The sequence below is a fragment of the Neomelitea salexigens DSM 19753 genome, assembly GCF_000422345.1.
GTDB lineage: Bacteria > Pseudomonadota > Gammaproteobacteria > Pseudomonadales > Spongiibacteraceae > Spongiibacter > Spongiibacter marinus_A.
Genome location: NZ_AULP01000009.1, coordinates 40249 through 57336, shown reverse-complemented (window position 1 = coordinate 57336; position 17088 = coordinate 40249). Strand labels below are relative to the sequence as shown.

Sequence of the window (17088 nt, the reverse complement as noted above, 5' to 3'; positions counted from 1 at the left end):
AGCAAAACCCAAATGGACGAGTCGCTTAGCTGCTGATATGCCCCTGTTGCGGTCGCAGCACAATGTCCTCGGTCACGACATTGCGATCCATCGCGTAGAGATGCCAAAACGCGCGCGCAACATCGTCAGCTGGCATCAGGGCCTGCTCGGCGATACCGCTATTTTCCCACGACGGCGACCAGGTCGGCCCCGGCGAAACGCTGCATACACGAATGTTTTTACCGCGCACCTCTTCACGCAAGGCCTTAGCAAAACCCAGTACACCATGCTTGGCTGCACAGTAAGCGGACACGCCGGCGTAGCCTTCCAACCCAGCGGTAGAGGCCATATTAAAAATATCACCGCTTTCACGCTCCAGCATCGCCGGCAAAAACTGGCGGCACATCAAAAAGACACTGCGTAAATTACTGGCGATGATCCGGTCAAAGTCCTCTACGGCCATCTCCGCTACCGGCTCTCCGTGCCAGCTGCCCGCATTATTAATCAGCACATCGACGGCGCCCATATCGCGCTGCAGTTGCTGACCAAGACGTTGCACAGCCGCCGCATCGCTTACGTCACAGGGGTAGATTTCAAGCTGTGCGGAACCGCGACACTGCGCGGCAACCTGTTCCAGTTTATCGGCATTGCGCGCCACCAATGCCAACCGCATAGCGGGCTTCTGGCGGCTAAACTCCCGGGCAATTGCTGCGCCGATACCCTGGGAGGCACCGCTTATCAGCAGCAGTGGCGACTTGTTCTCAGAAACGCTTCCTGTCATGTTATTTCCTGTTTGGCAGCTCTGCCGAGCTCATTTTACCCCAAGCATCAGGCCACGAATGATCGACAATATCGTTAATAACAAAGCTATCAAACTCTTCATCTTAATGGCGGGCTTTTTTGTCGCCAATGCATTAATTGCTGAGTTTATTGGCGTTAAGATTTTCTCGCTGGAACACAGCCTGGGGGTTGAGCCACTGTCTCTGAGCCTGTTCGGCGTCGACAACCTCTCCTTCAACTTAACCGCCGGGGTACTGCTGTGGCCCTTTGTGTTTGTGCTCACTGACCTGATCAACGAATACTACGGACAGCGCGGCGTGAAGCTACTCTCCTACCTCACCGTCGGCCTGATTTTATACGCCTTTGCGATGTTCTACGTGGGCATAGAACTCACCCCAGCGGATTTCTGGCCGCAGTCTCACATCAACCCCGCCCTGCCAAGCAGCGAGCAACAAGCGATTGCGGCTAAAGTAGCCGATTACGACTACGCCTACCGCCTGGTTTTCGGCCAGGGCCTATGGATTATTATCGGCTCACTCATCGCTTTTCTTATTGGCCAAATCATCGATGTCGCGGTATTTCATCGCATCAAAGCCAGTACCGGCGAGCGCTTGATCTGGTTGCGTGCAACCGGCTCCACACTCGTGAGCCAGTTCATCGATAGCTTTGTTGTATTGTTTATCGCCTTTTATTTGGGGGCCGAATGGGGGCTGTCGCTGGTGCTGGCCATTGGTGTGGTGAACTACCTGTACAAATTTACCATGGCCATTGCACTCACTCCGGTAATTTATGCGGCGCACTACGCCATCGACCGCTACCTGGGTGAGCCCCTTGCCACAGAAATGAAAATTGCCGCGCAGCGGCAAAATTAAACCACAAACTTTAAATTACTGTTAGATAGATGACAGTGACAACATACTATTGCACACTAGGGTATCGACGAGTTCTTATTGCTTAGAATTTGCCCACTGCAATCGCAGTGCGCCAGGAAGGCAAAACCATCACAACCCGGGTAATACGTATGAACGCCAAGCTCTTTATCACGCTTCTCGCCGCCGTGCTGCTCGCCGCATGCGGCGGCTCTAGCTCATCATCGAGTAACAACAATAACAGCACCAGCCAACGCGGTATTCCCGAAACCCGCTTTGCCATGGCCAACGGCTGCTACTCTCTGCAATCCAATGCGACTAAGCAATACGCTGCTCTCAGCGACGGCACCTTGCGTATGGACGGCGCGAAAACCAGCGCCGAACGCTTCTATATGAGACCGGCAACACTCGGTAAATACTTGCTATACACCAGCGACGAGCGCTTTATTACAGCCAGCGGCGGCAATATCACCGCGGCGACTGAACCCAGCGACGACGCCATTTGGACCATTGAGCGCGATGCCAGCTCAAAAACCTTTAGCCTGCAAAGCCACAGCGGACAAACACTGAGCGTTGCTGCCGATGGCGCGCTAAGTACAGGCGACGCCAGCGGCACCGCCAGCCAATTCCTGTTTGCACCCACGGCGGGCTGCAGTGACTATCCGGAAATGCCCACCTCGGTGGCTGGCGAAACCTTCAAAGGCCGCGGCGTTGACCAACCCGCTATCGGCTTTGCCGACATCCACAATCACATGGGTATGAGCAGCGAGCTGTCCTACGCCGGTGACGTTGGCCCCTCTGCTGGCGGCGTACTCTACGGGGAGGCCTTCCATCGCTTTGGTGTGACCCATGCACTCGAAGACTGCGAAGAACTCCACGGCCCCAACGGTATTCGTGGCCCCGACCTCATCCTGGAAACCGGCGCATCGCCCAACCACGAAACGCAGGGCTGGCCGACTTTTGTCGATTGGCCACGCAACAAGTCTCTGTCTCATACCGTGCTGTATTACCGCTGGGTGGAGCGCGCTTGGCTGGCGGGACTTCGCTTGATGGTCAACCACGGCACCAATATCGCTGGTTTGTGCACCGTGGGCTCTATTTATTCACTGACGCCCGATGCCGACTGCAACGATATGAGCATCGCCATCAAACAAATCAAATACATGTATGAAATTCAGGACTACGTCGACGCCCAGCACGGCGGCCCTGGTAAAGGCTGGTACCGCATAGTCACCAGCCCCCAGCAGGCACGCGAGGTGATTAACGAGGGTAAGTTGGCAGTGGTGCTGGGCATGGAAGCTGCGCAGGTCTTCGACTGCGGCATGACCATGATCGCAGGCAATATCGAAATCCCCAAATGCGATGAAGCGCAGATCGACGCCAAGCTACAGGAGCTGTGGGATCTTGGCGTGCGCCATCTCTACGCCTACCACGACATCGACACAGCGCTGGGCGGCACTGGCCTGTTCAGCGACATTATGAACTTCCTCAATTTGCTGGATACCGGCTCTTTCTGGAAAACCTCAGAGTGCCGCGACTACCCCAGCGAAGAACCCACCGTACGCGACCCCGGTCTCGCCATTGCAACATCACTGCCCGGCAGCGGCAATGACCCGCTATCCAGCATGGTGCTCGACATCACCGGCGGCGCATTGCCAATCTACCCCGAGGGACTGCGCTGTAACGCCCGCACAGTAACCGAGCTGGGTAACTATGCGCTTAACGCGATGATGGACCGCGGCATGGTGATGGATATTGACCACGCCGCCTACCACAGCAAGGATATTATGCTCGACCTAGCTGAGCAGCGTACGCCCGCCTACCCCATGGTATCGTCGCACGACGCCCACGGTGGCCTGACCAGCGACCAGGCTGCGCGCATCCTTAAAAATGGCGGCGTAATCTACCCCTACAAGGGCAACGGTGTTAAGCACAAAGAGTTTATGGAGAAACTGAAATTCTGGCGCGAAAAAGCCGGTGTTAGCGACTCCCTGATGGCATTGGGCTATGGCGCCGATGGCAACGGCTTTGGCGGCCACGCCGGGCCACGCGGTGGCGATTCTGAACCGGTGCAATATCCCTTTGTGCTGTTCCAGGGTGACGACTGGGGGCCACAGTTCCAAGACGCCGAGCCCGTCACCGTGCAAATGCTGACCATTCCCGAAAGCGGCAAGTACTGGCATATCGATGAAGTGGGCATGGCCCATTACGGCCTCGTTGCCGACTACGTTGAAGAGGTCAGACTCGAAGGCGGTCAAGAAGCTATCGATGCCCTGTTCAACTCAGCAGAGGCCTATCTGCAGACCTGGGAGCGCTCATACAACCCGCGCAATGCGCAGTAGGCTGCCACAATGCGCACCATTGTATTAATTCTCAGTAGTGCGGCGATTCTGTCGGCGCTGTGGTGGGGGCTTAAACCCACCACCTCAGCACCGAGCGAACCACAGTTGCGACAGTACTCACTGCTGTTCAGTGACCAACAATACCAAGGACCAGCAACGCTCACGGCTTTTGTCGGCGATACTTTGCGTTTGGACGTCATCAGCGACAGCGACGATGCCATGCACGTACACGGCTATGAGAAACACTTAGTGCTGCCGGCAGGCGAACTAACCACGCTGGAGTTCGCCGCCGATAGCACTGGCCGTTTTATGCTCGAGCTACATGGTAACGACCTGCAGTTTGGCACCTTGGAAGTGTACCCTCGGCAGTGAAACATCGACTCGCAACGGCTTTCGCCGCCAGTGTGGGCAGCACCACCGTGCATGCTCACTCCTTCGCCCAACCCTACCAGCTCCCCATGCCCTACTGGATGTACATCTACGGGGCAATGGCGGCACTGGCACTTTCCTTTGTTGTGCTGGCCTTTTTTCTGAGAGAAAGCCCCAGCGCTCAGCAACCGCGACACCTGCAGCTTGGCGAGCTTAAACTGCCGTGGCTAGGGCGGCTGTTTCAAACCGTTATGTTTGCCAGCATCGTGTTGGCCATCGTCGCCGGCCTCATCGGTAATCAGGACAGCTATCGCAATATCAACATGACCTACTTCTGGATCGTGTTTGCCTTGGGCGGCTGCTATCTGAGTGCGCTGGTGGGTGGCTGGTACGACGCCGTAAATCCCTGGAAGGTGTCTGCAGAAGTGCTGTCAAAACGCTGGCCTGTTTTTGGCAGCGGCTACATCGCCTATCCAAAACGCCTCGCCTACTGGCCGGCGCTGGCTCAGTATATGGTGTTTATCATTATCGAGCTGTTTGGCGATACACGGCCGTTTTCACTGTCAGTCATTCTGCTCGCGTATACAGCCTTAACCCTGCTGGGTAGCTGGCTGTTCGGGAGTCGCCAGTGGTTTTACTACGCCGACCTGTTCTCGGTGCTATTTCGTGTAATCGGCCACATGGCACCGCTGCAAAAAAATGCGGAACAGCGTTGGGTGCTGCAGTGGCCGTTCGCCGGCTTAATCGGCCAGCGCGCGACGCACCCGAGTTTGCTGATATTCATTCTGTTTATGCTGTCGTCCACTGCCTTCGACGGATTAAAAGAAACGCAGCTGTGGTTCAACCTATTCTGGAAAGACCCTTGGAATATTCTCACCCCGCTGCTCGGCGAACACCCAATCTACGCCTACCCCTATTTGCGGCCCTGGTTCATCGCTTACGAGGTATTTTGGTTGCTGCTGTCGCCGCTGCTGTATTTGGGCCTGTTTCTCGGCTTTCTATGGCTGGGCAAGACGCTGAGCCGCAGCGATCTAACCCTCACTGAGCTTACCGCACGTTTCAGCTATAGCCTGCTGCCCATCGCGCTGGTCTATCACATCACCCACTACTACACCTTACTGCTGAATCAGGGAGTGAAAATTCGCGGCTTGATCTCCGACCCCTTTGGCTGGGGCTGGAACATTTTTGGCAATGCTATTACTGGTCGCCTGCCCATCATTCCCGACATGGGCGTGGTCTGGGATAGCCAGGTTTGGCTGATACTGATCGGTCACGTCGCCAGTGTGTGGTTGGCTCACGTCGAAGCCCTGCGCTGCTTTAATAGCCGCCGGCAGGCCACACTCAGTCAGTTCCCAATGCTGGCACTGATGATTGTGTTTACCGGCTTCGGCCTGTGGATTCTGGCACAACCCCTCAAAGGCTAGAGACTGCGGAAATATTGCGCCAAAGTAGCCCTGCCCGTTCGACCTCGCGCGCCGAAAGGCTTATAGTGCGCGCCTCTCTGCTCATCACTGTCGCACTGCATCGCGCAGGCTCTGGATATTCTGTTGATCTCTACTGCAAACATCACCATGCAATTTGGTGCCAAGCCGCTATTTGAAAACATCTCAGTGAAGTTTGGCAACGGCAACCGCTACGGGCTTATTGGCGCGAATGGCTGCGGCAAATCCACGTTTATGAAAATCCTCGATGGCAGCCTCAAGCCCACCTCTGGCAATGTTTCTCTCGACCCCAATGAACGCATCGGCAAGCTGCATCAAGACCAGTTCGCCTTTGAGCAGTATTCAGTGATCGATACCGTGATCATGGGCCACACCGAGCTTTGGGAAGTGAAACAAGAGCGAGACCGTATTTATTCGTTGACAGAAATGTCGGAAGAAGACGGTATGAAGGTCGCCGAGCTGGAAACCCGCTTTATGGAGATGGATGGCTACAGTGCGGAAAGCCGCGCCGGAGAAATTTTGCTCGGCGCCGGAATTGATCAAAGCCTGCACTTCGGACCGATGAGTGAAGTCGCCCCCGGCTGGAAACTGCGTGTATTGCTGGCCCAAGCGCTATTTTCAGACCCCGATGTACTGCTGTTAGACGAACCCACCAATAACCTCGACATCAACACGATTCGCTGGCTGGAAGAGCTGCTCAATGAGCGCAAGAGCACCATGGTGATCATTTCCCACGACCGCCATTTCCTGAATTCGGTGTGTACCCACATGGCAGATATCGATTACGGTGAGCTGCGTGTCTATCCCGGCAATTACGATGATTTTATGACCGCGGCTACCGCAGCCAGGGAGCGCCTGCAGTCTCAAAACGCCAAGAAGTCTGCACAGATCGCCGAGCTACAGCAGTTTGTCAGCCGCTTCTCTGCCAATGCCTCAAAGGCCAAGCAGGCAACCTCCCGCGCCAAGCAAATAGACAAGATCAAGCTGGATGAAATCAAAGCGTCCAGCCGTGTATCACCCTATATCCGCTTCAAACAAGACAAAAAACTCCATCGCCAAGCACTGACGCTAGAAAGCGTCGGCCACGGCTTTGATGAGCCACTGTTTAGCAACGGCCAGATGATCCTTGAGGCAGGCAGTCGCTTAGCCGTCATTGGTGAAAACGGCGCGGGCAAAACCACCCTGCTTCGCTGCCTGATGAAAGAGCTTCAAGCCAACGAAGGCAATGTAAAATGGGCCGAAAACGCCACCCTCGGTTACTGCCCACAAGACAGCAGCAACGACTTTGACAACGACCTCACACTTTTCGACTGGATGGCGCAATGGCAGAAGCCCAGTCACGATGACCAAATTGTACGCGCAACGCTGGGTCGCTTGTTGTTCTCTTCCGACGATTTCAAAAAGCCGGTTAAGGTCTGTTCAGGCGGTGAGAAAAACCGCCTGCTGTTTGGCAAGCTGATGATGATGGACTGCAATGTGCTCATTATGGACGAGCCCACTAACCACTTGGACATGGAAGCCATCGAAGCCTTAAACCTCGCATTGGAACATTTTGAAGGCACATTGATTTTCGCGAGTCACGACCGAGAGTTTGTCTCGTCACTGGCCACTCGTGTTGTCGAAATCAAAGACCAGAAGCTCAATGACTTCCAAGGTAGTTATGAAGAGTTTCTAGCTAGCCAGCAGGTCGCCGTTTAAGCTCAGCCAACCTTGCCGGCCAACACCTCCAGGCCGGCAATATTTCTCGCTACTGTAGCCCGCCACATCTGGGTGTAATCATCCACCGCAAGGTGATCCTGCAGCCAACTCGCCTCACCGTCCTGGGGAAGAGCTTGCTTCAAATGCTTCAGCACACCTGGCTGTTTGGCATCCTGTTCAAAACTGCAAAAGCTGAGCACCGTCCACCACAGCGATTGTGCCTGCGCCACCGCTTGAACGTCGTCGGCCAATACCGGCCGCAGCAATGATGCCACCGCCTCTAACTCCCTAAGCCCGCGCGGCGTGGTCGCCATCATGCCCACCATAAACAGCGCCTCCGGGGCACCTGATAAACAGTCGCGCCAACGATTTAGCCAATGCTCAATGGCAAGCGGCCAAGGCAGCTCGGTCTCCAGCTGCACGTCGAAGCCGTCATACAGCTCCTGCGCCAACGCCGTCAGCAATTGCGCCTTATTGGCAAAGTACCCATACAAGCTGGTCGGTGTCACGCCGAGCTGTTGCGCAATACGCCGCATGCTAAGTGCCTGCTGTCCCTCCGATAGTAACAGCGCTCGCGCGGCCTCCAGAATAGCCCCCCTGCTCGTGGCGCTGGGTCGGCCAAGCCGGGATTTGGTCATTGAAGGACGCGTATTCATGATCGCTCGGGTAGCTGATGTGTAAACAAGTTATTGACTTATTTAACAATGTTAATAAACTACTGTCCATTAAGTTAACGCCGTTATTAAAATAACAAAGCAGGATACCAACCAATGCAAGATTACCCCGAACTAGGCTGCTATTTACTTCCCGGCCACAGCCAAACGCCCGCGGACCTGCTCACCGAGGTTCGCGATGCCGAAAGGCTGGGGCTGGGCTCTGCTTGGATATCAGAGCGATTCGACGCTAAGGAGGCCGGGGTCACCGTTGGCGCGGCGGCGGCTGTGACCGAGCGGATTTATGTTGGTACCGCTGCGACCAACATCAATACACGGCATGTCATGAACACCGCTGCCATGGCCAGCACCGCCCATCATATCTCCAATGGCCGCTTCGCACTGGGCATTGCTCGTGGTGTCGGCATCCGCCAAGACTTGTGGGGTCTGTCGAAGGTGAATAACGCCCAGCTGCGCGACTTCAGTGACATGATGAAACGCCTGTGGCGCGGCGAGCGCGTTGCCGGCTACGATGGCAGCTTGGGCAACTTTCCCTACCTTCATATGGCAGACTGGGTGACTGCCGATATTCCCCAGTTGTTTGTTGGCTTCGGCCCCAAAAGTCTCAGTTTTGCCGGCAGTGTCTTCGACGGCGTTATTCTGCACACGTTTCTCAGTGACGCTGCACTCTCGCGGGCCTGTGAACGGGTTCGCCAAGGCGCGGAACACGCCGGGCGCGACCCCGACAGTGTGAAGGTTTGGAGTGTACTTGCCTGCGGCGTAGACCCGAGCGAAGAAGATTACCTGAGAATGGCAGTGGCTCGAATGGCAACCTATTTACAAGCCCCCGGCTACGGTGAACTGCTAGTTGCGATTAACGAGTGGGATCAGCGACAACTCGACGCCTTCCGCGCTCACCCTACTGTTGCGAGCATGCCTGGCGGTATCGATAGTGTAGCCAGCCTTGAACAACTTCAGGAAATACAGACGCTGATTCCCGAGGAATGGCTGCCCGCTGCCTTCGGCACGGCATCCCACGCCGCACAGCGTATTGATGAGCAATTCAAGGCCGGCGCAGACGGCGTTATTCTCCACGCCAGCACCGCTGAGGAATGCGCGCCTGCTATTGCCAGCTACGGGAAAATACGCAAGCACGCACGTTTTTCTGGACGCAGCAATCGACCTGCATAAATACATCGACTATTTATCACGCAATGCCGAGCGACGCAGGCACAGAATGCACGGCGCTCCTGGAGGACTCGTCCTCGCGGAGCGCGGCAATCAATCAGGCGATAAAACTCGGCAAAATGTCACGCCAGCTATCGCGGCGAAAGCATCCTCATACACGGCGATTTTGCGCCGAAAATTTCTAGCCTGCCAAAACGGCGTTTCAGCTTATCTGATGTCGCTTACTTTATTGGCAGCAGCCTGAGTCCAGAGCGGCGCTGCAAACACCCCACTATGCTCCGGCACAGTCAAGTAGTGAGGCCATCACTCTACGGGGCTGCTCGGGCAGCATAAACACCTCGTCGAGCAAGCACTCGTTAATTACCTCCGCAGCACCGCCCTTGGCGACGAGCCGACCGTTGGATAATACCCAAACCTGGTCGGCAAAGCGGCGCGCCAGTACCAGATCATGGATCACACAGGCGATCGCAAAACCGCGATCTCGCAGCGACTCAAGCAAGGCCATCAACGCAAATTGATGGTTCAGGTCCAAGGCATTGAGCGGCTCATCGAGAAACAGATAAGCGGGGTCACCGGCCTTTAATGATGGCAGCAATTGCAACAGCACCCGCGCTATCTGTACCCGCTGACGCTCGCCGCCGGATAGGGATAAGTACTGGCGATCAATAAGCTCTGCGGCCGAAAAGTATCGCAGGCAATGTTCGATATCCTCGTCGTTGACGGCGAGTAAACTCCCCATAGCCACAACATCCCTGACCGCGAACGGAAAGAGCAGGCTTTGCTCCTGGGTCAACACCGCCCTGCGTCGTGCTAAGGACGCTGCACTATAGCTGGAAAGTAATTGCCCATCTAAACTCACTGTCCCGCTATCCGGTCGTTCACCACCTGCTAACAAATGCAACAATGACGACTTACCCGCGCCGTTGGGGCCGATAATCGCCAGCAGTGTTCCCGGCGTTATCTCGCCGCTCACATCGGTAAGAATTTGTTTGCCTTTTTGCGCCCACCCCAGTCTCTCTGCCAGCAAACTCATAGTCGCCTTCCCTGAGACAGTAGCAAATACAGGAAATACGGTGCGCCAAGCAAGCTGGTAATGACGCCCACCGGCAGCTCCGCAGGCGCAACGACCGTCCTTGCCAGTGTGTCGGCAGCCAATAGCAACAATGCACCAAGCAGGGCACTGCCCGGCAATAGCCATCGATGTTGAGGGCCGATAAGCATACGAAGGAGGTGTGGCACCAGTAGACCAACAAAACCGATAACGCCGCTCACTGCCACACAACTACCAACAATTAATGCCGCCAGTATGACGGTGCGGCGCTGTAACTGGCGGGGGTCAATACCCAGATATTCGGCGCTGCGATCCCCCAACTGCAAAACATCCAATTGCCGAGCACTTCGTGTTAGCAACAACAAGGCCGGTATCAGTACACTGCAACACACGGCGATTTGCGTCCACAGCGCGCCGCCCAGACTTCCCATCGTCCAGAAGCTGAGGCTGCGCAATTGCTGGTCATCGCTCAAATACGTGAGAAAACCAATCGCCGCACCACAAAGGGCGTTTATCGCCAACCCCGCCAGCAGCAGCGCCGCAACACCGCCGCCGCTGCGACGAGCAAAAAGAAATATAACGATGCAGCAAATCAAACCGCCGCAAAATGCGGCGATGCTTATGCTGTACAGGCCCAGCAAACCCCAACTGGATGGAATGGCAATTAAGCTGATGGCCACGGCGAGCGCCGCGCCGTTGGCGATGCCCAGCAGGCCGGGGTCAGCAAGCGGGTTGCGAAACAAGCCCTGCATCGCCGCGCCCGATGCCCCGAGCCCCGCCCCAACGATGGCCGCCAAACATAAGCGCGGCAACCGGATATGCCAGAGTATGGCGGCCTCAGGATTCTGCCACGCTCGCCACTGCCAGTGCTGCCACTCGACTCGGGCCGCACCGACAAAGGCAGCCATCATCAACGCTGCCAATAAACAGGCCATTAATAGCCAAAGCACGCGATACGCCGCATTTGGGTGACGCGTTTCAGTAATCGCGCTGGGCATCATTTTCGAGTTCGCCGTGTAGCGCATTAAACAGTGTGGTCGCGGCGTCAGCCGTGCGCGGACCAAAGCCCAGCAACAGCAATGCATCCATGCTGAGAATGCGCCGCGACTCAGCGGCCGGCGTTAACGCCATACCGGGCTGGCGCAACAAGCCGTCGACACCGCCAAACTGCTCAAGTCCCTGGTTTGTCACCACAATCCAGTCTGGCGCCGCACTCACTAACGCCTCTGCCGTCATGGGCTTGTAAGCGCGTATCGCGTCGGCAACATTCCTCCCGCCCATCAACTGAATCATGCTGTCGGCCGCGGTATTACGCCCCGCTATCATCGGTGCGCCACCACCGTGATTCATCACAAACAGTACCCCAGGGCGATGCGACAAACGCTGACGCCGCTCGGCAAGCGCAGCGAAGTCCGCTTTGAGCCCTGCAATAATGTCATCGCCGGCGGCCACGGTTCCCAGCAACGATGCTAGCCGGCGAATCTTGTCATACAACTGCTCAGGTGTCGGCGTTGCCTCCACTAGCTCCAGTTGCTGACCAGCGGCCAGGATCTGCTGCTTTACTGCAGGCGGGCCAATGTCGGCATTCGCGATGATACGATCTGCCGACACCGACAATACGCCCTCGGCGGACAGGGCGCGAAGGTAACCCAGCTGGGGTAGCTGACGCACCTGCGGCGGGTAAACGCTGGAGCTATCTACTGCCACCACGCGATCACCGGCGCCGAGCGCAAACACAATTTCTGTTACATCTCCGCCCAAGGTGACCAGGCGCTCACTCGCGTTCCCCAGACTGGAGAGCAATGCCGCGCCAAGGGCCAGTGCCACGGCGCGTTTATTTATTCTCATTAAACATTTCCCTTTGGTGTAATAATTGAACGCGCTCGACCTGCGCTTTTTGCAGGGCGTCGAGCAAGCTGACCAAGGCCTGTAACGGCGCCTGCTGGTCGCCGGCGATGAGCAAGGTGGCATCAGCGCTCGCCTGATAACGCGCCAGAAGTTTGGGCATCAGTTCGGCGGTGGTGGCATAGCGACGCCCGTCCAATACATAAACGCCTTTCGCATCCACACTTAGCTGCAGCGGGGTATCGGGCATAGGCGACGACTCGCTGCCCTGGGCCTCCACCAGCGCTACCGGCATTGGCGCAACAGCAGCGCCGGCAGTAAGTAAGAAAAACAGCAACAGAATGAAGAGAATATCCATCAACGGCATCAGCTCCATCGCCGCGGGCTCTGCAGAGTCAGGCAGCTTGATCATGCAAGCTCCGCGCGCAGCGCCTGTGCTGCCACTTTGGCTCCAGCCATATCCAACGATCGCTGATTGAGTTTTGCGGCCCAGTTCTGCAGCACCACTCGGCAAACACTGTTTTGCAACGCGGCCAGCACGGCGGCAAACAGTGCGATAGACAAACCCACAGCGGTCGTTGTTAGTGCCTGCCACAGACCATCGGCAAGCAGTGCGGGATTCACCGCACCGCGGTGTTCACTAAGACGGTGAAAAGCGGCCATCACACCGATGATGGTGCCCAGCATTCCCAGCAGCGGGCTTACCGTAGCCAGGCCACGCAATACGTTTTGGCCGCGCAACCACTGCGTGGAGAGCATGTGTAAATGCAGGGCCAGCACTTCGTCGCGCAGTGCTTTGTCACACTCGCGGTTACGGTCTAGCAAATCCAGGGCATCACTATAGGTTTGTTGCCGATGCCAAAACGCCCACACGGCAAAACACAATCGCTCTCCCGCTACCGCGAACAACAGTAAGGCGCAACAGATTAGCGGCCACGCGAGTACGCCGAGAGTATCAATGGAAAACATCGCCATCATCAGTCAGCCAAGGTCTGCAACAACTCGCGCCACAGCGGCAATTCCGGTTGACCGGGTTTGCGGCGCCCAAAGAATGTGACGATCAGCTCACCACCCGCGCCGTAGACCTCCAACGCGGAGACCACACCATCGACAGTGGGCTTGCGAGTAAGCCAGCACGCGGCGACCGCATCTTCCTTAAGGTGAAGATTGAAACGTGGATCCAACACGTTAAACCACCCCGGTGTGGCGCGCAGATTAGTGACCGGGCCACTGTGAATTTGAATACAGGCGCGGTTGCCTACAAACACCATAATTTCACACTGGCTGTCGCGCGCCGCTTCAAGCAGGCGGCGGGGAGATTCTGTGCCGAGCGGCTTCGCAAGATCGTCGCTGACCAAGCGCAAGGCCTGCTCACGCTGCACCTTGCAGGTCGCGAGTAAGGCGTGAAAATCGTGGGTGTCTTTCAGCGCCCGCCACGCGCCCTCCAGCCCCTGGATATCGATGTCACTATCAGCGAGCGGCGGCGACGGCTCGGGGTAGGCCTCCAACGCCAGTTCCTCAACCTGAGGACAGTCAGAAAATTTGCTGACCAGGGCGCGATACGCGGCGGCATCAGAGGCGTCGGTCAAATAAATCTTGTGGGCCGCGGTTCCCGAGCGATCAAAAAACTGCAGACTGTGACGACCAGATTCCTCGACCGCGAAAATACTCGACCAATGGTGCATGAATAGTCGCAGGTCAATCTCATCGTTTACGGCCAGGCCCATGCTGCCGTTAAAACCGATTTTTTGGTAGCAGCCTTTGCGTTCATGCACGCAGTGTTCATTACGGGTCAGGGCCATTACCTCGCCCAGTGTTTTTACTTCTTTCAGTATTGCCTTCGCATCATTGCGTAAACGCGTTACGCCAAGGCCAATGCGACTGGCGACCAACTCCGCCTCTGACACTCCCAGCGATTCAGCGGCATTGCGCGCACGAAGTGTTTTCCCTTGTTGCTGCAGTGCTTCGTAGCGCTGCAGCAAACTCTGGCCGTCCTTTACTAAGGTATTCATACACCCTCCATATCAATTGAGTAAAAATTCGATGGGTACTCGCATCCACTGTCCCTGCATGGGGCCTGGGGCAAAGCGCCACCGAGATACCGCGGCAAGCGCGGCCTTATCCAGCAAACCAAAGCCAGAGGACTCGGCTACCTTCACATAGCGCAGCGCACCACCACTGTCGATCAACACATGCAGAACCACCATGCCCTGCATACCCAGCTCAACGGCGCGGCGCGGATAGCGCGGCGCTCGTCGCTCAACTACCTCGGCCTCGGCCAACGCGGTCGGCGTCGATGCCTGATTTTGGGTTTGCTGTTGCGCGGCAACGGCATCGGCTACCTCGCTTTCCTGCGGTGAGGCTTGTGATATTGGTTCGCGCTGCTGAGTTTGTTGGGGCTCACGTCGGGTGCGCCGCGGTGCCGGTGGCGATCGATGGCGGGCCGGCTGTGCAGACGATTTTTCTCGCGGGGGTACAGCGAGCGCTTGTTGAACCGGCGGCGACGCCTGCGATGGTGGCTCGTTTGCTGTTGCGTTATCCGCCGTGTTTTCTGATTCCGGCTGAAATGACGGTGACACCAGATTTACACCCACGGGAACAGCGACGGAAACCGGCGCCGTGTCGGGTAGCAACGCCGGCGCAAGTACTTGCAGCAGCCACAACGCCGCAAGTGCGCCAGCGGCACTTAGCCCCTGGCACACCCGCGCTGGGTAGGTGCCCGACGACACTACCATTGATAACTCACTCTCGCCGTTAGGTTACGCTCCGGCGCGGCAGTGAGTGCAACAGGCCGTTGATAGGTCTCTTCGGTAAGGTTGTTAACGCCGAAATCAACCGTCAGCGAATCCACCGGTGACCAGCGAGCATAAACATCGTGAACCTGGTAGCTATCCCGCCGCAGCTCGTCCTGCGGCACCTTGCTGGTGGAGTCCGCAAAGCGACTACGCAAACCGATCTCGGTGTTAATCGCAGCGACCTCGTAGGCCAGACTGATCGCGGCGGTACGCGGCTGATTGCTAACCAGATACTCGTCGGTTCGGCTGTTCTTACCCGTGCTATATGCCACACTCAAACCCAGTTGCCAGGGCCCAAGTCGGTAGTCGGCAGTGGCATCCCAACCCCGAATAACCGCATCAGAAATATTGCGAGATTGTGTTGTGCCGCAACAGGGCTGACCGGAAAACGGCGGAACGAAGTTCACCTCCAGGTCGATGTAGTCTTCGGCATCAACATTGAAGTAAGCCGCTTTAACATTCAGGGCATCCCCCGCTCGCCATACATTTTGAAAGCTCAAGCCCATCCCCAGCTCTGCGGTCAAATTGGTTTCCGGCTTTAGGTCTGGGTTAGGCACAAAGCGGTTACAACCGCCCGCTCCGGGAATGTTTAAGCAGAAGTGATTTCCCGTCGCATAAATTTCGGTCATCGTCGGCGCGCGAAATGCTCCGGTATAATTGGCAAACAGCAGCAGCCAGTCCTTTGGCGCGAGACTGATACCAAACCTTGGCGACCACTTGGACGCATCAATTGAGCTCGCCGGATCCGGATCACTCGCACTGCCTGGCAGAGGAAATGGCAACGGCCAGCCCGCGCCACCCGATACGGCCCCCTCGCCCTGACGTTTGGAGCGGTAGCGGTCGTAGCGAGCACCGGCGAGCAGCAACCACTGCCCCGCCGCATTCTGCCACTGCCACTCTTGCTGGGCGTACACGGCGGCAAAGTCCGCCTTGGCGTCGGGGATACCGTTGGCTTCACCGTTTGCAGAATCTGACCCGCGCTGCTCCTCTCGGTAGGCCTCAATGCCATACACCGTGACGCTGTCACCCGACTGCCACAGCTGTTTGTTTTCCAACTTCACACCATCGGTGATCAATTGACGTCGACGCTCGTCACCCTGCGCACCCATGCCGGTGGCGACGGTCAGTGTTTCTTCCAGGTCCGTGTCTACGCGATAGATCTGAGCGTCGAGATTAACGCCCTCGTGGTCTGGGTTCTCATAGCGATAACCGAGGCGCCACAAGGTCGAGTCAATGCGCTTATCCACCAGCTCCTCACTGTGATCGTCGCCAACTCCCAGCTGGGGATTGTTAGGCTCTTCGGCGTCGCCGCGATAGTGCTGGGCACTGAGTTTCAAGCTGTGAAAATCTGCCAGTGTTATGCCCAGCTTGAACAAGCCGCTGAGCACCTCATCATCGGCCGGCAGTGTGCTGCCGTCAGAAAGATCGATGTCACCCGACTCGCGTCGACTCACTGACAGCAAGCCATCCATGGCGGCGGTGCGACCAAATACACTGGCGGTCTGGCTGCGTTCATTGTCGACAGACTGATAACCCGCCGCCAGCTGACCGCCGACCTGCTCGCCCGGCGCCAGCAAATCCGCCGCGTCGACCGTTTCCATCGCCACCACACCGCCGAGCCCGCCGGAGCCATAGAGCATGGAACTCGCTCCGCGTATCACCTCCACCCGCCGCAACAGCGCGGGGTCGACAAAGAAGGCACCATCATGCCCGGACTCAAAACGCTGGCGAACACCGTCGAGCAACACCAGCACGCCGTCGCTGTCGTAACCGCGCATCACCAGTGTTTGACCATTGCGGCGCGCACTGCCCGCAACCTCTACCGACGCCAGGCTATCGAAAATATCGGCCACTCGTGAGGCAGAGGCATGCTCAGCCGACCGCGCATCAACAACGTTGCTCATCAGTGGCAAGCGATGGCTGTCGCGCGCTGAGCGGGTCGCGTACACGGTTAATTTATCGGTGCTAAGCAGTGCCGTATCGGCGGGCTCACCTTGACTATCGGCGAGCACAGGAAGAATAGTAAGACTGCCTGCCAGCAGCCCCAGTCGCGCAATTCGCATAGTTGCTCCAAATA

The 17088-nt window shown here is 56.9% G+C and carries 16 protein-coding genes; 6 read left to right on the top strand and 10 right to left on the bottom strand.

All coding sequences use genetic code 11. The features are described 5' to 3' along the window. Positions 1–25: 25 nt before the first annotated feature. Positions 26–760 (bottom strand): SDR family oxidoreductase, encoded by a 735-nt coding sequence (locus H573_RS0113120; protein ID WP_027874672.1) that lies wholly within the window; start codon positions 758–760, stop codon positions 26–28. A gap of 58 nt (positions 761–818) precedes the next feature. Between H573_RS0113120 and H573_RS0113115 the strand changes: the two genes are divergently transcribed. The 5 genes from H573_RS0113115 to H573_RS0113095 all read left to right on the top strand — a co-directional run bounded on the left by H573_RS0113115 (position 819) and on the right by H573_RS0113095 (position 7479). Beyond that, positions 819–1631 carry a queuosine precursor transporter gene (locus H573_RS0113115; protein ID WP_027874671.1) on the top strand — a complete coding sequence of 271 codons (813 nt, stop codon included), beginning with the start codon at positions 819–821 and terminating at the stop codon, positions 1629–1631. Positions 1632–1780: 149 nt separating this feature from the next. Next, a complete protein-coding gene (locus H573_RS0113110) occupies positions 1781–3970 on the top strand; it encodes a peptidase M19 (protein WP_027874670.1) in 2190 nt (729 codons plus the stop codon). A 9-nt stretch (positions 3971–3979) separates the two neighbouring features. Further along, positions 3980–4342: a cupredoxin domain-containing protein gene (locus H573_RS0113105; RefSeq protein WP_027874669.1), complete on the top strand. Its 363-nt coding sequence runs from the start codon at positions 3980–3982 to the stop codon at positions 4340–4342. Further along, positions 4339–5763, top strand: a complete 1425-nt coding sequence (locus tag H573_RS0113100) for a hypothetical protein (RefSeq protein ID WP_027874668.1) — start codon at positions 4339–4341, stop codon at positions 5761–5763. The genes H573_RS0113105 and H573_RS0113100 overlap by 4 nt, the downstream gene beginning before the upstream one ends. Before the next feature lie 123 nt (positions 5764–5886). Continuing rightward, positions 5887–7479, top strand: a complete 1593-nt coding sequence (locus H573_RS0113095; RefSeq protein WP_027874667.1) for an ABC-F family ATPase — start codon at positions 5887–5889, stop codon at positions 7477–7479. A gap of 2 nt (positions 7480–7481) precedes the next feature. Here H573_RS0113095 and H573_RS19135 read toward each other — a convergent pair whose 3' ends face one another. Beyond that, positions 7482–8117 (bottom strand): TetR/AcrR family transcriptional regulator, encoded by a 636-nt coding sequence (locus H573_RS19135; RefSeq protein WP_267878906.1) that lies wholly within the window; start codon positions 8115–8117, stop codon positions 7482–7484. Positions 8118–8249: 132 nt separating this feature from the next. Here H573_RS19135 and H573_RS18200 point away from each other — a divergent pair, with 132 nt between their 5' ends. Continuing rightward, positions 8250–9323: a TIGR03857 family LLM class F420-dependent oxidoreductase gene (locus H573_RS18200; protein ID WP_036256779.1), complete on the top strand. Its 1074-nt coding sequence runs from the start codon at positions 8250–8252 to the stop codon at positions 9321–9323. 268 nt (positions 9324–9591) lie between these two features. On the opposite strand, the gene H573_RS18195 is transcribed toward H573_RS18200, so the two are convergent. The 8 genes from H573_RS18195 to H573_RS0113045 are packed head-to-tail and all read right to left on the bottom strand — an operon-like array spanning position 9592 to position 17074. Further along, the gene (locus H573_RS18195) at positions 9592–10353 is read right to left on the bottom strand and encodes an ATP-binding cassette domain-containing protein (RefSeq protein ID WP_051171296.1); all 762 of its coding nucleotides are present in this window, start codon (positions 10351–10353) and stop codon (positions 9592–9594) included. Beyond that, positions 10350–11372, bottom strand: coding sequence for a FecCD family ABC transporter permease (locus tag H573_RS0113075; protein WP_234701875.1), 1023 nt, complete (start codon positions 11370–11372; stop codon positions 10350–10352). Before H573_RS0113075 ends, H573_RS18195 begins: the two co-directional genes overlap by 4 nt. Beyond that, positions 11350–12219, bottom strand: coding sequence for a heme/hemin ABC transporter substrate-binding protein (locus tag H573_RS0113070; protein ID WP_027874664.1), 870 nt, complete (start codon positions 12217–12219; stop codon positions 11350–11352). The genes H573_RS0113075 and H573_RS0113070 overlap by 23 nt, the downstream gene beginning before the upstream one ends. Further along, positions 12206–12628 carry an ExbD/TolR family protein gene (locus H573_RS0113065; RefSeq protein ID WP_027874663.1) on the bottom strand — a complete coding sequence of 141 codons (423 nt, stop codon included), beginning with the start codon at positions 12626–12628 and terminating at the stop codon, positions 12206–12208. The genes H573_RS0113070 and H573_RS0113065 overlap by 14 nt, the downstream gene beginning before the upstream one ends. Continuing rightward, positions 12625–13194 carry a MotA/TolQ/ExbB proton channel family protein gene (locus H573_RS19130; RefSeq protein WP_051171295.1) on the bottom strand — a complete coding sequence of 190 codons (570 nt, stop codon included), beginning with the start codon at positions 13192–13194 and terminating at the stop codon, positions 12625–12627. Before H573_RS19130 ends, H573_RS0113065 begins: the two co-directional genes overlap by 4 nt. After that, entirely contained in the window at positions 13194–14228 is a 1035-nt protein-coding gene (locus H573_RS0113055) for a hemin-degrading factor (RefSeq protein ID WP_027874662.1), read from the bottom strand. The genes H573_RS19130 and H573_RS0113055 overlap by 1 nt, the downstream gene beginning before the upstream one ends. Before the next feature lie 12 nt (positions 14229–14240). Continuing rightward, positions 14241–14951: an energy transducer TonB gene (locus H573_RS19125; protein WP_051171294.1), complete on the bottom strand. Its 711-nt coding sequence runs from the start codon at positions 14949–14951 to the stop codon at positions 14241–14243. After that, positions 14945–17074, bottom strand: a complete 2130-nt coding sequence (locus H573_RS0113045) for a TonB-dependent hemoglobin/transferrin/lactoferrin family receptor (RefSeq protein WP_027874661.1) — start codon at positions 17072–17074, stop codon at positions 14945–14947. Before H573_RS0113045 ends, H573_RS19125 begins: the two co-directional genes overlap by 7 nt. Between the last annotated feature and the right edge of the window lie 14 nt (positions 17075–17088).

Coding starts and splice junctions, on each gene's coding strand:
- H573_RS18200 (WP_036256779.1), top strand. CDS start 8,250: ATGCAAGATTACCCCGAACTAGGCTGCTATTTACTTCCCGGCCACAGC.
- H573_RS18195 (WP_051171296.1), bottom strand. CDS start 10,353: ATGAGTTTGCTGGCAGAGAGACTGGGGTGGGCGCAAAAAGGCAAACAA.
- H573_RS0113120 (WP_027874672.1), bottom strand. CDS start 760: ATGACAGGAAGCGTTTCTGAGAACAAGTCGCCACTGCTGCTGATAAGC.
- H573_RS19130 (WP_051171295.1), bottom strand. CDS start 13,194: ATGATGGCGATGTTTTCCATTGATACTCTCGGCGTACTCGCGTGGCCG.
- H573_RS0113075 (WP_234701875.1), bottom strand. CDS start 11,372: ATGATGCCCAGCGCGATTACTGAAACGCGTCACCCAAATGCGGCGTAT.
- H573_RS0113105 (WP_027874669.1), top strand. CDS start 3,980: ATGCGCACCATTGTATTAATTCTCAGTAGTGCGGCGATTCTGTCGGCG.
- H573_RS0113070 (WP_027874664.1), bottom strand. CDS start 12,219: ATGAGAATAAATAAACGCGCCGTGGCACTGGCCCTTGGCGCGGCATTG.
- H573_RS0113045 (WP_027874661.1), bottom strand. CDS start 17,074: ATGCGAATTGCGCGACTGGGGCTGCTGGCAGGCAGTCTTACTATTCTT.
- H573_RS0113055 (WP_027874662.1), bottom strand. CDS start 14,228: ATGAATACCTTAGTAAAGGACGGCCAGAGTTTGCTGCAGCGCTACGAA.
- H573_RS19135 (WP_267878906.1), bottom strand. CDS start 8,117: ATGACCAAATCCCGGCTTGGCCGACCCAGCGCCACGAGCAGGGGGGCT.
- H573_RS0113110 (WP_027874670.1), top strand. CDS start 1,781: ATGAACGCCAAGCTCTTTATCACGCTTCTCGCCGCCGTGCTGCTCGCC.
- H573_RS0113115 (WP_027874671.1), top strand. CDS start 819: ATGATCGACAATATCGTTAATAACAAAGCTATCAAACTCTTCATCTTA.
- H573_RS19125 (WP_051171294.1), bottom strand. CDS start 14,951: ATGGTAGTGTCGTCGGGCACCTACCCAGCGCGGGTGTGCCAGGGGCTA.
- H573_RS0113065 (WP_027874663.1), bottom strand. CDS start 12,628: ATGATCAAGCTGCCTGACTCTGCAGAGCCCGCGGCGATGGAGCTGATG.